Origin of the sequence: Streptomyces sp. NPDC005803 (genome assembly GCF_040630435.1) — a bacterium.
Taxonomy (GTDB): domain Bacteria; phylum Actinomycetota; class Actinomycetes; order Streptomycetales; family Streptomycetaceae; genus Streptomyces.
On record NZ_JBEXXO010000011.1, the window covers coordinates 128568 to 145159 of the forward strand.

Below are 16592 nucleotides of genomic sequence, written 5' to 3' on the forward strand. Positions count from 1 at the left end.
CCTGCACGGAGCGGAGGAGGGGGACACCATGAAGCTGGGGATCGGGATCGGCTGGCGGCCGGAGATCGCCGAAGCGGTGGAGGCGCTGCCGGGGATCGACTGGGTGGAGGCGGTGGCGGAGAACCTCTGCGCCGACCATCTGCCCGCCTCCCTGGTGCGGCTGCGGGAGCGCGGCGTCACGGTGGTGCCGCACGGGGTCTCGCTCGGCCTCGGCGGGGCCGACCGCCCCGACCCGGGCCGGCTCGCCGCCCTGGCGGCCCGGGCCGGCCTGCTGGGCGCGCCCCTGGTGACCGAGCACATCGCGTTCGTCCGGGCGGGCGGCGCGCGCACCGCCACACCCGCGCTGGAGGCGGGGCACCTGCTGCCCGTGCCGCGTACGTGGGCGGCGCTGGAGGTGCTGTGCGAGAACGTGCGCGTGGCGCAGGACTCGCTGCCGGTGCCGCTGGCACTGGAGAACATCGCGGCGCTGATCTCGTGGCCGGACGAGGAGCTGACGGAGGGGCAGTTCCTGGCGGAGCTGGTCGACCGCACGGGCGTGCGGCTGCTGATCGACGTGGCCAACCTGCACACGAACCACGTGAACCGGGGCGAGGACCCGGCCACGGCCCTCGACGAACTGCCGGTGGAGGCCATCGCGTACGTCCACGTGGCGGGCGGCGTGGAGAAGGACGGCGTCTGGCACGACACGCACGCCCACCCGGTCACCGCTCCGGTGCTCGACGTCCTCGCCGAGCTCCGCTCCCGCGTGGCCCCGCCCGGCGTCCTGCTGGAGCGCGACGACGACTTCCCGCCCGCGGCCGGGCTGGCGGCCGAACTGGACGCGATCCGCGCCACACTCGACGCGGACCGGGGCGGCGTACGACGGCCCGCCGCCCGCACGCCGAAGGCCGGATGCCCGGTCGACGCGGCACCCGGCGGCCACGCCCCGACAGCCGGGACCGTGGAGCCGGAGGCGCTGCGGGACCGGGTCGCGGTCGCCCAGGCCTCGCTGCTCTCCGCCCTCGTCGCGGGCACCCCCGTCCCCGGGGGCTTCGACCACCGCCGGCTCGCCGTCCAGAGCCGTGCGCTGGCGGCCAAGCGCGCCGACGTCGTCGCCAAGGTGGCCCCCGAACTCCCCGAGATCCTGGGGCGTGGCTACCGGGAGGCGTTTCTCGCGTACGCCAGGAGCCGTCCGATGTCCGCCGGATACCGGCGTGATGCCCTGGACTTCGCCGAGCAGCTGCTCATCGCCGACCGCCCCGAGGACGAGGCGGCCCGCCGCCGGCTGACCCGCTGGTGGCAGGACCGGGCGGCTCCCCGGCCGCCCCGCCGCACCACCTGGCCGGTCCGGGCGGCCCGTTCCGTACGCGTGGGGAGGTGACCGGGATGAACGTGCTCGCCCTGGTCCTGACCATCGCCGTGGCGGTCTCCTCGACGCTGCTGATCGTGGGGTCGGGCCGCGCACGCCGCGGATCCGACGGCATCGTCCACGACCTGTCCGAGGTGGCGTTCCTGAACGGCGGACCCGGCCGGGTGGTGGACACCGCGCTTGCCGCGATGCTGGAGGACGGCCGGCTGGTCGTCGGCGGCCCCGGGATCGTCGCGGTCCGACGAGCGGTCGCGCACGACCCGGTGGAGCGGGCCGTCCTCCAGGAGCAGGCCGCGGCGCCGAGCGGAGCCCTGCACACGCTGCGGAACGCGGTGATGCGCCATCCCGCCGTGCAGGAGCTCGGTGACGGCCTGGCCGGGCGTGGTCTGCTGCACGTGCCGGGGGCGAACCGGAAGTGGCGCCGCTGGGGCCTGACGCAGGGGCTCGTCTGCCTGCTCGGCCTGCCGGCCTCCTTCGCGCTGACCATCGCCCAGTTCGTCTCGGCCGACAGCTACGAGCAGACTCCGGTGCCCTTCATCATCAAGGTGTTCCCGGCGCTGCTCGCGGGCACCGTGATCGGGCTGGTCCAGGCGGGCGCCGCCCGCGCCCGGATCACCAAGGCGGGCCGCAGGGCCACCGCGGAGTTCGCTGCCGCCCACGCGTACGGGACGGGCGCGGCCCATCAGGTGGCGACGGCGGGACCGCGGGCCCTCACCGACCCGGGCCTGCGGGCGCATCTGACGACGGCGGCACGGATGAGGCCCGTGGGAGCACCCGCGCCCTCGCACCACTCCTCCGACTCCTCGGGGCTCCTGCTCGCACCGGCGGTGTGGTGCGCCGGGTCCAGCCCCGGCGACGGTGGCTGCGGCGGTTCCGCCGGGCACGGCGGCGGGGGCGCGGGAGGCAGCGGGTGCGGCTCGGGCTCCGGCTCCGGCTGCGGTTCCGGGTCCGGTTGCGGTTCCGGATCGAGCTGCGGCAGCAGCTCAGGCTCCAGCTGCGGCAGCAGTTCCGGTTCCAGTTGCGGCAGCAGTTCCTGAGCGCGGTGCGTCCGCATCCTGAAATCCCCTGGCGCTCCGTGCCGGTCTCGCATAGAAATCCGGCATGCTCTGGGTTGTGTTCCTGCTGGTCGCGTGGGGTGCGGCGGCCCTCTCCTGTGTCCGGCTCTGCCTCGCGGCCGCCCGTCCGGCCCCGTCGTCGGGCGCCCCGTCCCGGGAGGCGCGAGGGGTGGCGCGCGCGGCGGACGGTCCCGCGCTCACCCTCTACGAGACCGCCTTCCTGGCCGGCGGTCCGCACCGGGTCGCCGATCTGGCGCTCGTCACCATGCATCTGCGCCGTCGGCTGCTGCTCGCGCACACCGGCTGGGCGACGGTGGTCGACCCGGACGGCCGGGACGAGGTGGAGCGCACGGTGATCAGGGCCATCGGTCCGCAGGGCCAGGCGCCGATACCGCCGGTCCGCTCGGCGGCCGCCGCGGCAGACGCCGTACGCGCCCTCGCCGACCGGCTCGTCGCCGCGGGGCTGGCCCTGCCGGGCGGAGCGGGGAGGGACGTCGTGGCGGCGGTGCGGGCGGTGCGCGGGGCCTCGCTGCTGGTGGCCGCGCTGGGCGCCGCCGCGCTGCTCACCCCCGGCCGGGAACAGCGGCCGGGCGGCGCCGGGGTGCCGGTGCTCGTCTGGTTCGGGCTGCCGCTGCTGCTGACCCTGGGCTGTCTGGCCATCGCCCGGATGGAAGTACATCCGTACAGCTCCTGGGCCTCCCCCGCCGGGCAGCGGCTGCTGGCCGCGCGCACGGCGGCCGCGGGCGGCCCCGAGGGCGACGTGCTGGTGGCGGTCGCCGTCAGTGGCGTGCGCGCGGTGGCCGACCCGGCGCTGCGGGCCGCGCTCGGCGCCGCACGGCACGTCCCGTGAATGACACCGGTGCGGCGCGCTGGGAGCGCGCCGCACCGGGAGCCGAACCCGGTGTCGCTGGAACGGCGGGCGGCACGGTGTGCCGCGGGTTCCGCCGTCTGATCTTCCGGGTTGGGGTGATCGGAACCCGCTCGCTACGCGAGCCCGGCCACCAGGTCCGCGACCGACTTGCGCCGGCCGGTGAAGAAGGGGACCTCTTCGCGGACGTGCATCCGCGCCTCGGAGGCCCGCAGGTGACGCATGAGGTCGACGATGCGGTGCAGTTCGTCGGCCTCGAAGGCCAGCACCCACTCGTAGTCGCCGAGGGAGAAGGAGGCGACGGTGTTGGCGCGGACGTCCGGGTAGCCGCGTGCCATCTTGCCGTGGTCGGCGAGCATGCGGCGGCGGTCCTCGTCCGGCAGCAGGTACCAGTCGTAGGAGCGCACGAAGGGGTACACGCTGACGTAGTCACGCGGCGTCTCGTCGGCGAGGAACGCCGGGACGTGCGACTTGTTGAACTCCGCGGGGCGGTGCAGCGCCATGTTCGACCAGACCGGGTCGAGGCTCTTGCCCAGCCGGGTGCGCCGGAAGAGGTTGTACGCCTCCTGCAGCGCGTCCGAGGTCTCGGCGTGCCACCAGATCATCACGTCGGCGTCGGCGCGCAGGCCCGAGACGTCGTAGGTGCCGCGGACGGTGATGTCCTTGGCCGCGAGCTGGTCGAACAGCTCCTGGACCTCACCGGAGTACGCCGCGCGGTCCGTGTCCGCGGGCAGCACGTCGCGCAGCTTGAAGACGGACCACAGGGTGTAGCGGACGACGTCGTTGAGGTCCTTCGCCTTCTTGCCGGCGTTGGGGCCCTTGCTTGATGTCACAGTCTCGGGAGCACTCATACGGCTATTGTCCCGCCTCGCTCCGTGTGCCCTGAACCAGGGTGGGGGTGGCGATGATCTCTCCGCCGGTTCCCTCCGCGGCCTCCCCGCCGCTCTCCCCCGCGATCTCCCCGAGGATCTCGTCCGCCGCGCGGTGGGCGCTCGCGATGCAGGCGGGGATGCCGACGCCGTCGTAGACCGCGCCGCAGACGCGCAGCGCGGGCAGTTTGGCGACCTCCTCGCGAATGCGGGCGACCCGGCCGAGATGGCCCACGGGGTACTGGGGCAGGCCGCCGATCCACCGGGTGACCTCGGTGGCGACGGGCTTCGCGGCCAGTCCGGTCGCCGCGGCGAGGTCGCTCAGCGACACGTCGACGAGTTCGCCGTCCTCGCGGTGCAGATGGTCCTCCTCGCCGTAGCGGCCAACGGAGGTCCGCAGGACGAACAGGTCCGGCGCCGCGTCGGCGACCCACTGCCACTTGTGGGTGGAGAAGGTGGCGGCCTTGATGGTGTGGCCGTCGACGGGGGGCACCAGGAAGCCGGAGCGGCCGTCGAAGGCCGGGGAGGCCGTCACGTCGGAGCGCCGGAAGGCCAGGGTGACCAGGGCCATCGACGCGTACTCGACGCCCGCCAGTTCGGCGGAGGCGGCCGGGGACTCGGCGGCGAGGAGGGTGGAGGCGGACCAGGCGGGGGCGGCGAGGACGATGCCGTCGGCCGCGATCACCCGGGTGTCGGTGCGCACGTCCCAGCCGTCGGCGGTACGGGTCAGGCCCAGCACGGGGGTCTCGGTGAGGATCTCGCCGCCCCCGGCGCGTACGGCGCCGGCGACGGCGCCCGGCAGTGTGCCGAGGCCTCCGTCGATGCCCTGGAAGACCGGTCCGGCCTGCTGCCGGGCGGCGGCCTGCTCCTGGATGCGGGTGACCCCGTCGAGCAGCGACTCCGCCTGCTGGGCGACCTCGAAGAGCTGCGGTACGGCGGCGCGCATCGAGATCCGGTAGGCGTCGCCCGCGTACACCCCGCCCAGGAGGGGCTCGACCAGCCGGTCGACGACCTCGCGGCCGAGCCGGTCGGCCACGTAGGCTCCGACGGCCACGTCGTCGCCGACGGCGGTCGGGGTGAGGTCGCGTTCCTGGGCGACGCGGGCGAGGCCCTCGGGCGAGAGCACGTCACCGAGGACCGCCGGGTCGCCCGGCACGCCCATCACATGGCCCTTGGGCATGGGGCGCAGCGCGTCGCGCGTCCACAGCGCGGCGGTGGCGGTGGCGGGCGGCTGGAGCCGGTCGCCGAGGCCTACGGCACGGGCCAGGCCGACCGCCTCCGGCCGGCGGGCCAGCATGGACTCGGCGCCGAGGTCGACCCGCACGCCCGCGACCTCACCGGTCATCAGCTTGCCGCCGAGCCGCTCGGTCGCCTCCAGGAGCGTGACCTTCAGACCGGTGCCGAGGAGCCGGTGGGCGGCCGCGAGTCCGGCGATGCCGCCGCCGATGACGACGACGTGGCCGGCGGCCCTGTCCGCGCGATGTGTTGAACGCTGCATGCCCCCACTCTCTCAAACCTCTTCCGAGTCCTGACCGTGACCGCTTCGAAACCGGCTGCGCGCAACCCGGACCGCCCCCTCGTACGTCGAACCGAAGCCATCAAGCACCCGTCCTGGGGGGACAGTTATGCAGGCTTCACCCATCGCCCGTACCGGCAGACGAACGGCGGGCCCCGGAGCCCGTCGCACCCGCACCGCCCTCGCCGCCGGACTGCTCACCGCCGTCCTGGCGCTGAGCGGCTGCGGCGCGGCATCCGACAGCTCCGACGCGGCGTCCGACGAACGCGCCGCCGCTCCCGCCGGCCAGAAGAAGGCGGACGCCTCCGCGGCGGGCGCCGAGGAGGGGGCGGCGAAGCCGGGGGCGCCGGCGAAACGGAATCCGCCGGCCGCCACGCACGTCATCCGTACCGCCTCCCTGTCGGTGGAGGTGAGGAGCGCGTCCAAGGCGGCCGCCGCCGCCCGTGAGGTGGCGCAGAACGCCGGTGGCCTGGTCGCCGACGAGACCACCGAACAGGTGGACGAGACGCATGACTCCTCGCATCTCGTCCTGCGCGTGCCGCAGGACGAGTACGACGACGTCCTGCGGAAGCTCTCGGGGGCCGGGAAGCTGCTCTCCCGCACGTCGGCAGCGAAGGACGTCACCGACCAGGTCGTCGACATCGACAGCCGGATCGCGACCCAGCGCGCCAGTGTGGCGCGGGTGCGCACCCTGATGGACCGGGCCGACAAGCTCGCCGACGTGGTGTCGCTGGAGGGCGAACTGAGCAGTCGTCAGGCATCGCTGGAGTCCCTGCTCGCCCAGCAGGCCTCGCTCAAGGACCGCACGACGCTGGCCACGATCACGCTCGACCTGACGGAACCGGAGGCGGAGCCGGAGAAGGACGAGGACCCCGGCTTCCTGGACGCCGTGGCAGGCGGCTGGCACGCGTTCCTGACGATGCTGCGGTGGCTCGCGATGGCGGTGGGCGCCACGGCCCCCTTCCTGGCCGTGGGCGCCGTCCTGCTGGTCCTGTGGCGGCTGCTGCGCCGCCGGGGCGGGAAGGCGGGGCCGCAGGAGCCGCCGGCCGGCTCGTAGGCGGGCCGGGGGTGCCGCCACACCCCGGGCCCCCGCCGCGCCGTAGCGTGGACCCCTTCAAGCGGCGGCGAAGGGACCTGGCATGGCGACGGAACGACTGGTGGTCATCGGTGGTGACGCGGCGGGCATGTCCGCCGCGTCCCAGGCGCGCCGGCTCAAGGGCGCGGACGAGCTGAGCATCACCGCCTTCGAGCGGGGCCACTTCACCTCGTACTCCGCCTGCGGCATCCCGTACTGGGTCGGCGGTGACGTCGCGGAGCGGGACGAGCTGATCGCGCGGACCCCCGAGGAGCACCGGGCCCGCGCCATCGACCTGCGGACGCGCACCGAGGTGACCGAGATCGATGTCGCGGGGCAGCGGGTACGCGCGCTGGACCGGGACTCGGGGGAGACCACCTGGACCGGCTTCGACAAACTGGTGATCGCGACGGGAGCCCGTCCGGTGCGGCCCGCGCTGCCCGGCATGGACGCGGCGGGGGTGCACGGCGTGCAGACCCTGGACGACGGACAGGCCCTGCTCGACACCCTGGACCGGGTGGAGGGGCGCCGGGCCGTCGTCGTCGGCGCGGGCTACATCGGGGTCGAGATGGCCGAGGCGATGCTGAAGCACGGCTTCGAGGTGACCGTGCTCAACCGCGGCGAGCAGCCGATGGCGACGCTCGACCCGGACATGGGGCGCCTCGTCCACGACGCGATGGACGGGCTCGGGATCACCACGGTGAACCGGGCCGCGGTCACCGGGATCCGCACCGGGGCGGACGGGCGGGTCGCCGCCGTCGAGACGGCCGACGCGTCCTACCCGGCCGACGTGGTGGTGCTCGGCATCGGCGTCGAGCCGGAGACGACGCTGGCCCGCGCCGTCGGACTGCCGCTCGGTCCGCACGGCGGACTGCTCACCGATCTGTCGATGCGGGTCGTGGGGCACGACAACATCTGGGCGGGCGGCGACTGCGTCGAGGTCCTCGACCTGGTGGCGGGGCGCACCCGCCACATCGCGCTGGGCACGCACGCCAACAAGCACGGCCAGATCATCGGGTCCAACGTCGGCGGCGGCTACGGGACGTTCCCCGGCGTGGTGGGCACCGCGGTGAGCAAGGTCTGCGACCTGGAGATCGCCCGCACGGGTCTGCGCGAGAAGGACGCCCGCTCGGTGGGCCTGCGCTTCGTCACGGCCACGATCGAGTCGACGGGCCGGGCCGGCTACTACCCGGGGGCGCGGCCCATGACGGTGAAGATGCTCGCGGAGTACCGCACGGGGCGGCTGCTGGGCGTGCAGATCGTGGGCCGTGAGGGGGCGGCGAAGCGGGTGGACGTCGCGGCCGTGGCGCTCACCGCCGGGATGACCGTCGAGCAGATGACGGCCCTGGACCTGGGTTACGCGCCGCCGTTCTCCCCGGTCTGGGACCCGGTGCTGGTGGCGGCCCGCAAGACGGTGACGGCGCTGCGGCAGGCGGGCACCGCCTGAGCGGGACCCGCCTGCCGGCCGGGGTCAGCGGGCGGTGCTGGTGTGCACGTACTCGACGAGACGGGTGAGCGCGTCCGGGTCCATCGACGGCATCACGCCGTGACCCAGGTTGAAGATGTGGCCCTCCAGCCCGGCGGCGGCGTCCAGCACCTCCTGGGTCTTGGCCTCCACCACGGAGGTCGGGGCGAACAGCACGGCGGGGTCGAGGTTGCCCTGGAGCGCCTTGCCGGGGCCGACGCGGCGCGCGGCCTCGTCCATCGGGACGCGCCAGTCGACGCCGACGACGTCCGCGCCGGCCTCGCCCATGAGGCCGAGCAGTTCACCGGTGCCGACACCGAAGTGGATACGCGGGACCCCGTACGCGGCGACGGCCTCGAAGACCTTCGCCGAGGCGGGCAGCACGGAGCGGCGGTAGTCGGCGGGGGCCAGCGCGCCCACCCAGGAGTCGAAGAGCTGCACCGCGGAGGCGCCGGCCTCGATCTGCACCTTGAGGAAGGCGCCGGTGATCTCGGCGAGGCGGTCGAGCAGGTCGGCCCAGAGCTCGGGGTCGCCGTACATCAGGGCCTTGGTGTGCTCGTGGTTGCGGGACGGGCCGCCCTCCACGAGGTAACTCGCGAGAGTGAACGGCGCGCCCGCGAAACCGATGAGCGGGGTGTCGCCCAGCTCGGCCGTGAGCAGCCCGACCGCCTCGGTGACGTAGGAGACGTCCTCGGGCGTGAGGTCGCGCAGCCGGGCGAGGTCGGCGCGGGTGCGGATCGGCTCGGCGATCACGGGTCCGACGCCGGGCTTGATGTCGAGGTCGATGCCGATGGCCTTGAGGGGGACGACGATGTCGCTGTAGTAGACCGCCGCGTCGACCTTGTGACGGCGGACGGGCTGCATCGTGATCTCGGCGACGAGCTCCGGCATCGTGCAGGAGTCGAGCATCGGGATGCCTTCGCGCACCTTCAGGTACTCGGGCAGCGACCGCCCCGCCTGGCGCATGAACCAGACCGGCGTGTGCGGCACGGGCTCACGCCGGCACGCCTTCAGGAACGCCGACTCGTGGGTGGCGGAGGTCTTCGTCTGGTGGCCCGAGGGGCGGTCAATGGCACTCACGCACCGAATCTTCGCATGCGTGCGGAATGAGCCCTGCCCCGCACGGGTGTCCTTCCGCGCGCGAGGCTCCGGTTCCGCCTACTCTTCCCCGCATGGCTCCGGCTCAGGGACACTTCTCCGATCAATCCGATGGCGCTGACGGCAAGGACAGCGCGGAGGGTGGTTCTGTCCCGCCCGCGTTCCGTTCGGCGGTCGACGCACTGCGCTCGGCGCGGCTCCGCTCCGAGCTGGAGGTGGAGCCGACGCGGCCCCCGCAGCGCCTGGCTCCCTACGCGTACGCGCTGGAGGCGGCGGTCGTCGACGGTGAGGACGATCTCGCCGACGGGCGGCTCGTCCTTCTCCACGACCCTGCCGGGCACGAGGCGTGGCAGGGCAATTTCCGGCTGGTGACGCTGGTGCGCGCGGAACTGGAACCGGAGATGGCCTCGGATCCGCTGCTGCCGGAGGTGTGCTGGTCCTGGCTGACCGGCGCGCTGGAGGCGCGCGGTCTGTCGTACGGGGAGGCGGGGGGCACGGTCACGCGGGCCGGTTCGCACTACTTCGGCGCTCTGGCGACACGGCGTCCGGCGACGCAGATCGAGATCCGGGCGTCGTGGACGCCGCGCGAGGGCCTGAGCGGGGTGCCGGACACGGGCGCGCATCTGATGGCCTGGGGCGACCTGCTGTGCCAGATCGCCGGCCTGCCGCCCTCGGAGCCGGTGGACGCGGCCGTGGTGACGCTGCCGCAGCGGCGCGGGCCGCAGGTCTCGTAAGGCGGCTCCCCCGCCCCCCTCCCCGTTCCCCCCGCGCCTTCCAGCCGCCTTGTCCTGCCCACCCCCCCTGCCTGCCTTTTCGCCTGCCTTTTCGCCTGCCTTCCCGCACGTCTGTCCGCCTGCCTGCCCGGCGTCCCGGGGGCCGTGACGCCGGGTCATGGAACCTCGTACAGTGACCGGCTCTCTCTTCGTACAATCGATCGCGCATCCTATTTGCCCGAATTGTTACTCACCAAATAGTGATCTTCCTCTAAAGGAGCAGGGCTCTGCTGCCGAAGGAGTCAATGACCCTTCAAGCACGGTTCGCCCCGGCTTCATCCCCGAGCCGGCCCGTCCCGCCACTCCCCAGGAGGCCTGGTGTCCGTTCTCCTCGAGCAGCCCGCAAGCCTGGTCGCCTACCGCCCGAACAAGCCGACGGCCATGGTCGTCGTGGCCGACCCGCGCGTCCGTTCCACCGTCACCCGCCATCTGTGGGCACTCGGAGTACGTGACGTCATCGAGGCGTCGTCCATCGCGGAGGCCCGCCCCCGCGTCGGCAACCCGCGCGACATCTGCGTAGCCGACGTCCACCTGCCCGACGGTTCCGGGCTGACCCTGCTGTCCGAAACCCGAGCCGCCGGCTGGCCGAACGGCCTCGCCCTCTCCGCCGCCGACGACATCGGCGCCGTGCGCAACGCCCTCGCGGGCGGCGTCAAGGGCTACGTCGTCACCGGCACCCGTACCAACATCGGCCACCCCACCCGTCCCGGTGTCGCCCCCATCGGCGCCACCGCCGCCCGTATGCACCGCCGGCCCCCCGGCACCCCGAGCCACCCGGGCGGCTACCGCGAACTGTCCGGCCGCGAGGTGGAGGTCCTGCGGCTCGTCGCCGAAGGCCAGTCCAACAAGGCCATCGGCGTCTCCATGGGGCTGTCCGCCCTCACCGTCAAGAGCCACCTCGCCCGAATCGCCCGCAAGCTCGGCACCGGAGACCGCGCAGGCATGGTCGCCGTCGCCCTGCGGACGGGCATCATCCACTGAATCCGCACCCCCGCCGGTGTGCGCAGATGCGGAACCGGCTGGATTACACGCATCGGCGCCCGTCGACGGATCATTCCGTCGACGGGCGCCGTACATACACAGATACCCTTGACACGTGACCGACGCCCAAGAGACCGCAGCAGACACTTCACTGCGAACCACCGGGGGCGCCCCCCCGGACGACGTCGCCCCGGCGCCGATCCCCTTGCTCGAACCTCGCGAGGGCATTCCGCCGGTGGTGGCGTCCGACGACGCCCTGGCCGGGGTGATCGCCGCCTTCGCCGCGGGCTCCGGCCCGGTGGCCGTGGACGCCGAGCGCGCCTCCGGATATCGGTACGGGCAGCGCGCCTATCTCGTACAGCTGCGCCGTGACGGCGCGGGCAGCGCGCTCGTCGACCCGGTGGGCTGCCCCGACCTCTCCGGGCTGGGCGAGGCGCTGAACGGCTCCGAATGGATCCTGCACGCGGCGACCCAGGACCTGCCGTGTCTGCGCGAAATAGGGATGACGCCGACCGGGCTCTTCGACACCGAGCTGGCCGGGCGGCTGGCCGGATTCCCGCGCGTCGGCCTGGGCGCGATGGTCGAGAGCGTGCTCGGCTACTCGCTGGAGAAGGGTCACTCGGCCGTCGACTGGTCGACCCGCCCGCTGCCCGAACCCTGGCTGCGCTACGCGGCACTCGACGTCGAGCTGCTGATCGACCTGCGCAACGCCCTGGAGGAGGAGCTCGACCGGCAGGGCAAGCTGGAGTGGGCGCAGGAGGAGTTCGCCGCCATCGCCTCGGCCCCGCCCGCTCCCCCGCGCCAGGACCCGTGGCGCCGCACGTCCGGCATGCACAAGGTGCGCCGGCGGCGGCAGCTGGCGGTGGTCCGGGAGCTGTGGACCCTGCGCGACCAGGTCGCCCGGCGCCGCGACATCTCGCCCGGCAAGGTGCTCGGCGACGCCGCGATCGTGGAGGCCGCCCTCGCGCTCCCGCCGAACACCCACGCGCTGACCGCGCTGACCGGCTTCGGCCACCGCATGGGCCGGCGCCAGCTGGAACAGTGGCAGGGCGCCGTGGACCGGGCGAAGGAGCTGCCCGACTCGGAGCTCCCGCAGCCCGGCCAGTCCCTCGCCGGCCCGCCGCCGCCCCGCGCCTGGGCGGACAAGGACCCGGCCGCCGCGGCCCGTCTGTCGGCGGCCCGCACGGCCGTCTCCGAGCTCGCGGAGCGGCTGAACATGCCGCAGGAGAACCTCATCACCCCCGACACGGTGCGCCGGGTGTGCTGGGAGCCGCCGAAGAACCTGACGCCGGAAACGGTCGAGAGCGCGCTCGCCGGATACGGGGCGCGGCCCTGGCAGATCGGACAGGTGGCCCCGATCCTGCTCCGCGCGCTCGCGTCGCAGGCCTGAGAAGGCATCGGACAGGGGGCGTATTCACGCCAGGTTGGCGCGGTCCACGACCGCACCGCCCGTTCACCTCATGGCCCGGACGGCCCCCTCACGGGGCCGTCCGGGCCATTTCGCGGATGTGACCTTCACCGCTCCCGCCACAAGGACTGGGCAGTCTGGTTACCCACAAGTAGCATGACGGTGGCGGCGCGCCCACGGGCGTGCCCCGCAGCAGTGCCATCCCGCACCCTGGAGGAGAGCCACCGTGCCTCGTACCATCCGGGACGTCGTCTTCGTCGACGGCGTCCGCACCCCGTTCGGCAAAGCGGGCCCGAAGGGCATCTACCACGAGACCCGCGCCGACGATCTCGTCGTGAAGGCCATCCGGGAGCTGCTGCGCCGCAACCCGGACCTGGACCCCGCCAAGATCGACGAGGTCGCCATCGCCGCGACCACCCAGATCGGTGACCAGGGCCTCACGCTCGGCCGCACCGCCGGAATCCTGGCCGGGCTCCCGCAGTCCGTCCCCGGCTACTCCATCGACCGCATGTGTGCGGGCGCCCTGACCGCCGTCACCTCGACGGCCGGTTCCATCGCCTTCGGCGCGTACGACGTCGTCGTCGCCGGTGGCGTCGAGCACATGGGCCGCCACCCGATGGGCGAGGGCGTGGACCCGAACCCGCGCTTCGTGTCGGAGAAGCTGGTCGACGAGTCCGCCCTGTTCATGGGCATGACGGCGGAGAACCTGCACGACCGGTACCCCACGATCACCAAGCAGCGCGCCGACGAGTACGCGGTGCGTTCGCAGGAGAAGGCCGCCAAGGCGTACGCCAACGGCAAGATCCAGCAGGACCTGGTGCCCGTCTCCGTGCGCCGCACCAACCCGGAGGCCGGTGAGACGGGCTGGGGCCTGGTCACCGCCGACGAGCCGATGCGCCCGGGCACCACGATGGAGTCCCTGGCCGGTCTGAAGACCCCGTTCCGCGCCCACGGCCGCGTGACCGCCGGCAACGCCGCGGGTCTCAACGACGGCGCCACCGCCTCGCTGCTCGCCGCGGAGGACGTCGCCCGCGAGCTGGGCCTCCCGGTGAAGATGCGCCTCGTCTCCTACGCCTTCGCGGGCGTCGAGCCGGAGGTCATGGGTTACGGCCCGATCCCGGCCACGGAGAAGGCACTCGCCAAGGCGGGCCTGTCCATCTCGGACATCGGTCTCTTCGAGATCAACGAGGCGTTCGCGGTGCAGGTGCTCGCCTTCCTGGAGCACTACGGCATCGCCGACGACGACGCCCGCGTCAACCAGTACGGCGGCGCGATCGCCTACGGTCACCCGCTGGCCTCCTCCGGTGTCCGGCTGATGACCCAGCTGGCCCGCCAGTTCGAGGAGCAGCCCGAGGTCCGCTACGGCCTGACGACCATGTGCGTCGGCTTCGGCATGGGCGCGACGGTCGTCTGGGAGAACCCGCACTTCAACACCGCCGGAGGCGACAAGTGAGCTCCACCACTGAGCTTCTGAAGGGGGCGGCCGAGCTGTTCCCCGGTGAGGTCGTCACGCAGGCGCACGTACGCCACCTGGACCTCCCGGCCGGTGCGGGCCGTTTCGCCCTCATCACGCTGGACAACGGCCTGGACCACACCAAGCCGACCACCTTCGGACCGCAGTCGCTGGCGAACCTGAACGCCGCGATCGACCAGGTCGAGAAGGAGGCCGCCGACGGTGCGGTCACCGGCGTCGGCATCACCGGCAAGCCGTTCATCTTCGCGGTCGGCGCCGACCTCAAGGGCGTCGAGCTGCTCAAGGAGCACAAGGACGCGCTGGCCATCGGCAAGGGCGGCCACGACGTCTTCCGCCGTCTGTCCTCCCTCGCGGTCCCGACGTTCGCCTACTACAACGGCGCGGCGATGGGCGGCGGTGTCGAGGTCGGTCTGCACTGCTCGTACCGCACCGTCTCCAAGGCGCTGCCCGCGTTCTCGCTCCCCGAGGTCTTCCTCGGTCTGGTCCCCGGCTGGGGCGGCTGCGCGCTGCTTCCCAACCTGATCGGCGCCGACCGCGCGGTCTCGGTGATCATCGAGAACTCGCTGAACCAGAACCGCCAGCTCAAGGGCAAGCAGGTCTTCGAGCTCGGGATCGCCGACGCGCTCTTCGAGGGCGCGGACTTCCTGGAGCAGTCGCTGCTCTGGACCGCGAACGTGCTGAACGGCACGGTCACGGTGGAGCGCCCCGAGGTCGACCGCGGTGACGCCTGGGACCTGGCCGTCGCCCGTGGCAAGGCCGTCGCCGACTCCAAGGTGCACGGCGCCGCCCCGGCCGCCTACCGCGCGCTGGAGATCATCGCCGCGGCCAAGGACGGCGACCTGGGCGCCGGCTTCGACCGCGAGGACCAGGCCCTCGCGGACCTGATCATGGGCGGCGAGCTGCGCTCGGGCATCTACGCGTTCAACCTGGTCCAAAAGCGCGCCAAGCGCCCGGCCGGCGCCCCGGACAAGGCCCTGGCCCGTCCGGTCACCAAGGTCGGCGTGGTGGGCGCGGGCCTGATGGCCTCGCAGCTCGCCCTGCTCTTCCTGCGCCGGCTGGAGGTGCCGGTCGTCCTGACCGACATCGACCAGGCACGGGTCGACAAGGGTGTGGGCTACGTCCACGCCGAGATCGAGAAGCTGCTCGGCAAGGGCCGCATCAACCAGGACAAGGCCAACCGCCTGAAGGCCCTGGTCTCCGGTGTGCTGGACAAGGCGGAGGGCTTCTCCGACGCCGACTTCATCATCGAGGCCGTCTTCGAGGAGATCGGCGTCAAGCAGCAGGTGTTCGCGGAGGTCGAGGCGGTCGCCCCGGCGCACGCCATCCTGGCCACCAACACCTCCTCCCTCTCGGTCACCGAGATGGCGTCGAAGCTGAAGAACCCCGAGCGGGTCGTCGGCTTCCACTTCTTCAACCCGGTCGCGATCCTCCCGCTCCTGGAGATCGTCCGCGGCGAGCAGACCGACGACGCCTCGCTGGCCACGGCCTTCGGTGTCGCGCGGAAGCTGAAGAAGACCGCGGTGCTGGTGAAGGACGCCCCGGCGTTCGTCGTCAACCGCATCCTGACCCGCTTCATGGGCGAGATCCAGAACGTCATCGACGAGGGCACCCCGGTCGCCGTCGCCGAGAAGGCCGTCGAGCCGCTCGGTCTGCCGATGTCCCCGCTGGTCCTCCTGGAGCTGGTGGGCCCGGCCATCGGCCTGCACGTCTCCGAGACCCTGAACCGCGCCTTCCCGGAGCGCTTCACCGTCTCCGAGAACCTGGCCGCGGTCGTCAAGGCCGGCAAGCGCGGTTTCTACGTCTACGACTCCGGGAAGCCGGAGCTGGACCCCGAGGTCGCCGCACTCCTGAAGCAGGGCGATGTCGTCCTGTCCGAGGAGCAGGCCCGTGACCGCGTCCTGGACGCGGTGGCGCAGGAGATCGGCCTGATGCTGGACGAGGGCGTCGTCGCCGAGGCCCAGGACATCGACCTCTGCCTGATCACCGGCGCGGGCTGGCCCTTCCACCTGGGCGGCATCACGCCGTACCTGGACCGGGCGGGCGTCTCGGAGCGGGTGAACGGGAAGAAGTTCCTGGCGCAGGGCGTGGCGAGCGTGCCCGCGTAGCGGATCGGCTCCCTCCCGCAGCACCGGGGCGTGGGGAACCGCCGACCGGCCGAGGCCGGTCGTGCGGTTCCCCACGCCCCTTTCGCGTGCTCCGCGCGACGGGTCGTGCCACGGGAAGGAGCCTCAGGTCCGCCCCGTCGGCGCGTGCGATCCTGGGCGCATGGAGGACGTGCTGGTGGTCGACGGGGCCAACGTCGTCGGGTCCGTGCCGGACGGCTGGTGGCGCGACCGGAGAGGCGCCGCCGAGCGCCTGCGGGGGCGGCTCGTCGCGTACGGGGAGCGGCAGGGCGTCGACGTGATCCTGGTGGTCGAGGGTGCGGCGCGGGGAGTCGCCTCCGTGCCCGGGGTACGGGTGGAGTCGGCGGCCGGCAGCGGGGACGACCACATCGTGGAGCTCGTGGAGCGGCTCGGGCGTCCGTGCACCGTGGTCACCGCCGACCGCGGGCTACGGAGCAGGGTGGAGGACGCGGGCGCCAGGTGTGTGCGGCCGCGGACCGTCTATCCGTGAGCCCCGCGCCACGTCACCAGGCGGGCCGTGCCGGATGGTGCTCTCGTCG

Annotated in this window: 14 protein-coding genes; 11 read left to right on the forward strand and 3 right to left on the reverse strand. The window is 73.2% G+C overall.

Translation table 11 applies throughout. The features are described 5' to 3' along the window. The first annotated feature begins 28 nt into the window (after positions 1-28). From ABZ454_RS17660 to ABZ454_RS17670, 3 genes are all read left to right on the forward strand, one after another. Positions 29-1360, forward strand: coding sequence for a DUF692 domain-containing protein (locus ABZ454_RS17660; protein ID WP_359538939.1), 1332 nt, complete (start codon positions 29-31; stop codon positions 1358-1360). Positions 1361-1365: 5 nt separating this feature from the next. Beyond that, positions 1366-2385 (forward strand): TIGR04222 domain-containing membrane protein, encoded by a 1020-nt coding sequence (locus ABZ454_RS17665; RefSeq protein WP_359538941.1) that lies wholly within the window; start codon positions 1366-1368, stop codon positions 2383-2385. 64 nt (positions 2386-2449) lie between these two features. After that, on the forward strand, positions 2450-3253 hold the full coding sequence (locus ABZ454_RS17670) for a TIGR04222 domain-containing membrane protein (RefSeq protein ID WP_359538942.1): 804 nt from the start codon (positions 2450-2452) through the stop codon (positions 3251-3253). Positions 3254-3387: 134 nt separating this feature from the next. On the opposite strand, the gene hemQ is transcribed toward ABZ454_RS17670, so the two are convergent. Together hemQ and hemG are read right to left on the reverse strand one after the other, a co-directional pair. Then, the gene (gene hemQ, locus ABZ454_RS17675; RefSeq protein WP_359538944.1) at positions 3388-4122 is read right to left on the reverse strand and encodes a hydrogen peroxide-dependent heme synthase; all 735 of its coding nucleotides are present in this window, start codon (positions 4120-4122) and stop codon (positions 3388-3390) included. A gap of 4 nt (positions 4123-4126) precedes the next feature. Continuing rightward, positions 4127-5638, reverse strand: a complete 1512-nt coding sequence (gene hemG, locus ABZ454_RS17680) for a protoporphyrinogen oxidase (RefSeq protein WP_359538945.1) — start codon at positions 5636-5638, stop codon at positions 4127-4129. 127 nt (positions 5639-5765) lie between these two features. Here hemG and ABZ454_RS17685 point away from each other — a divergent pair, with 127 nt between their 5' ends. Beyond that, entirely contained in the window at positions 5766-6713 is a 948-nt protein-coding gene (locus ABZ454_RS17685) for a DUF4349 domain-containing protein (RefSeq protein ID WP_359538947.1), read from the forward strand. Positions 6714-6795: 82 nt separating this feature from the next. Then, positions 6796-8178: an FAD-dependent oxidoreductase gene (locus ABZ454_RS17690; RefSeq protein ID WP_356312166.1), complete on the forward strand. Its 1383-nt coding sequence runs from the start codon at positions 6796-6798 to the stop codon at positions 8176-8178. 24 nt (positions 8179-8202) lie between these two features. Here the strand turns inward: ABZ454_RS17690 and hemE are convergent, their stop codons facing one another. Next, complete coding sequence (gene hemE, locus ABZ454_RS17695) at positions 8203-9276, reverse strand: uroporphyrinogen decarboxylase (protein ID WP_356312163.1); 1074 nt, start codon at positions 9274-9276, stop codon at positions 8203-8205. 92 nt (positions 9277-9368) lie between these two features. On the opposite strand from hemE, the gene ABZ454_RS17700 reads away from it, so the two are divergent. The 6 genes from ABZ454_RS17700 to ABZ454_RS17725 all read left to right on the forward strand — a co-directional run bounded on the left by ABZ454_RS17700 (position 9369) and on the right by ABZ454_RS17725 (position 16543). Continuing rightward, positions 9369-10028 (forward strand): DUF3000 domain-containing protein, encoded by a 660-nt coding sequence (locus ABZ454_RS17700; protein ID WP_356312161.1) that lies wholly within the window; start codon positions 9369-9371, stop codon positions 10026-10028. A 357-nt stretch (positions 10029-10385) separates the two neighbouring features. Beyond that, on the forward strand, positions 10386-11048 hold the full coding sequence (locus tag ABZ454_RS17705) for a response regulator transcription factor (protein WP_093899280.1): 663 nt from the start codon (positions 10386-10388) through the stop codon (positions 11046-11048). Between the two features lie 115 nt (positions 11049-11163). After that, positions 11164-12438, forward strand: coding sequence for a ribonuclease D (locus ABZ454_RS17710; RefSeq protein WP_359538949.1), 1275 nt, complete (start codon positions 11164-11166; stop codon positions 12436-12438). A 244-nt stretch (positions 12439-12682) separates the two neighbouring features. Continuing rightward, complete coding sequence (locus ABZ454_RS17715; protein WP_356312155.1) at positions 12683-13909, forward strand: acetyl-CoA C-acyltransferase; 1227 nt, start codon at positions 12683-12685, stop codon at positions 13907-13909. Then, positions 13906-16035, forward strand: a complete 2130-nt coding sequence (locus ABZ454_RS17720) for a 3-hydroxyacyl-CoA dehydrogenase NAD-binding domain-containing protein (protein WP_359538951.1) — start codon at positions 13906-13908, stop codon at positions 16033-16035. The genes ABZ454_RS17715 and ABZ454_RS17720 overlap by 4 nt, the downstream gene beginning before the upstream one ends. A 160-nt stretch (positions 16036-16195) precedes the next feature. Then, a complete protein-coding gene (locus ABZ454_RS17725) occupies positions 16196-16543 on the forward strand; it encodes an NTP pyrophosphohydrolase (RefSeq protein ID WP_359538953.1) in 348 nt (115 codons plus the stop codon). Positions 16544-16592: the final 49 nt, after the last annotated feature.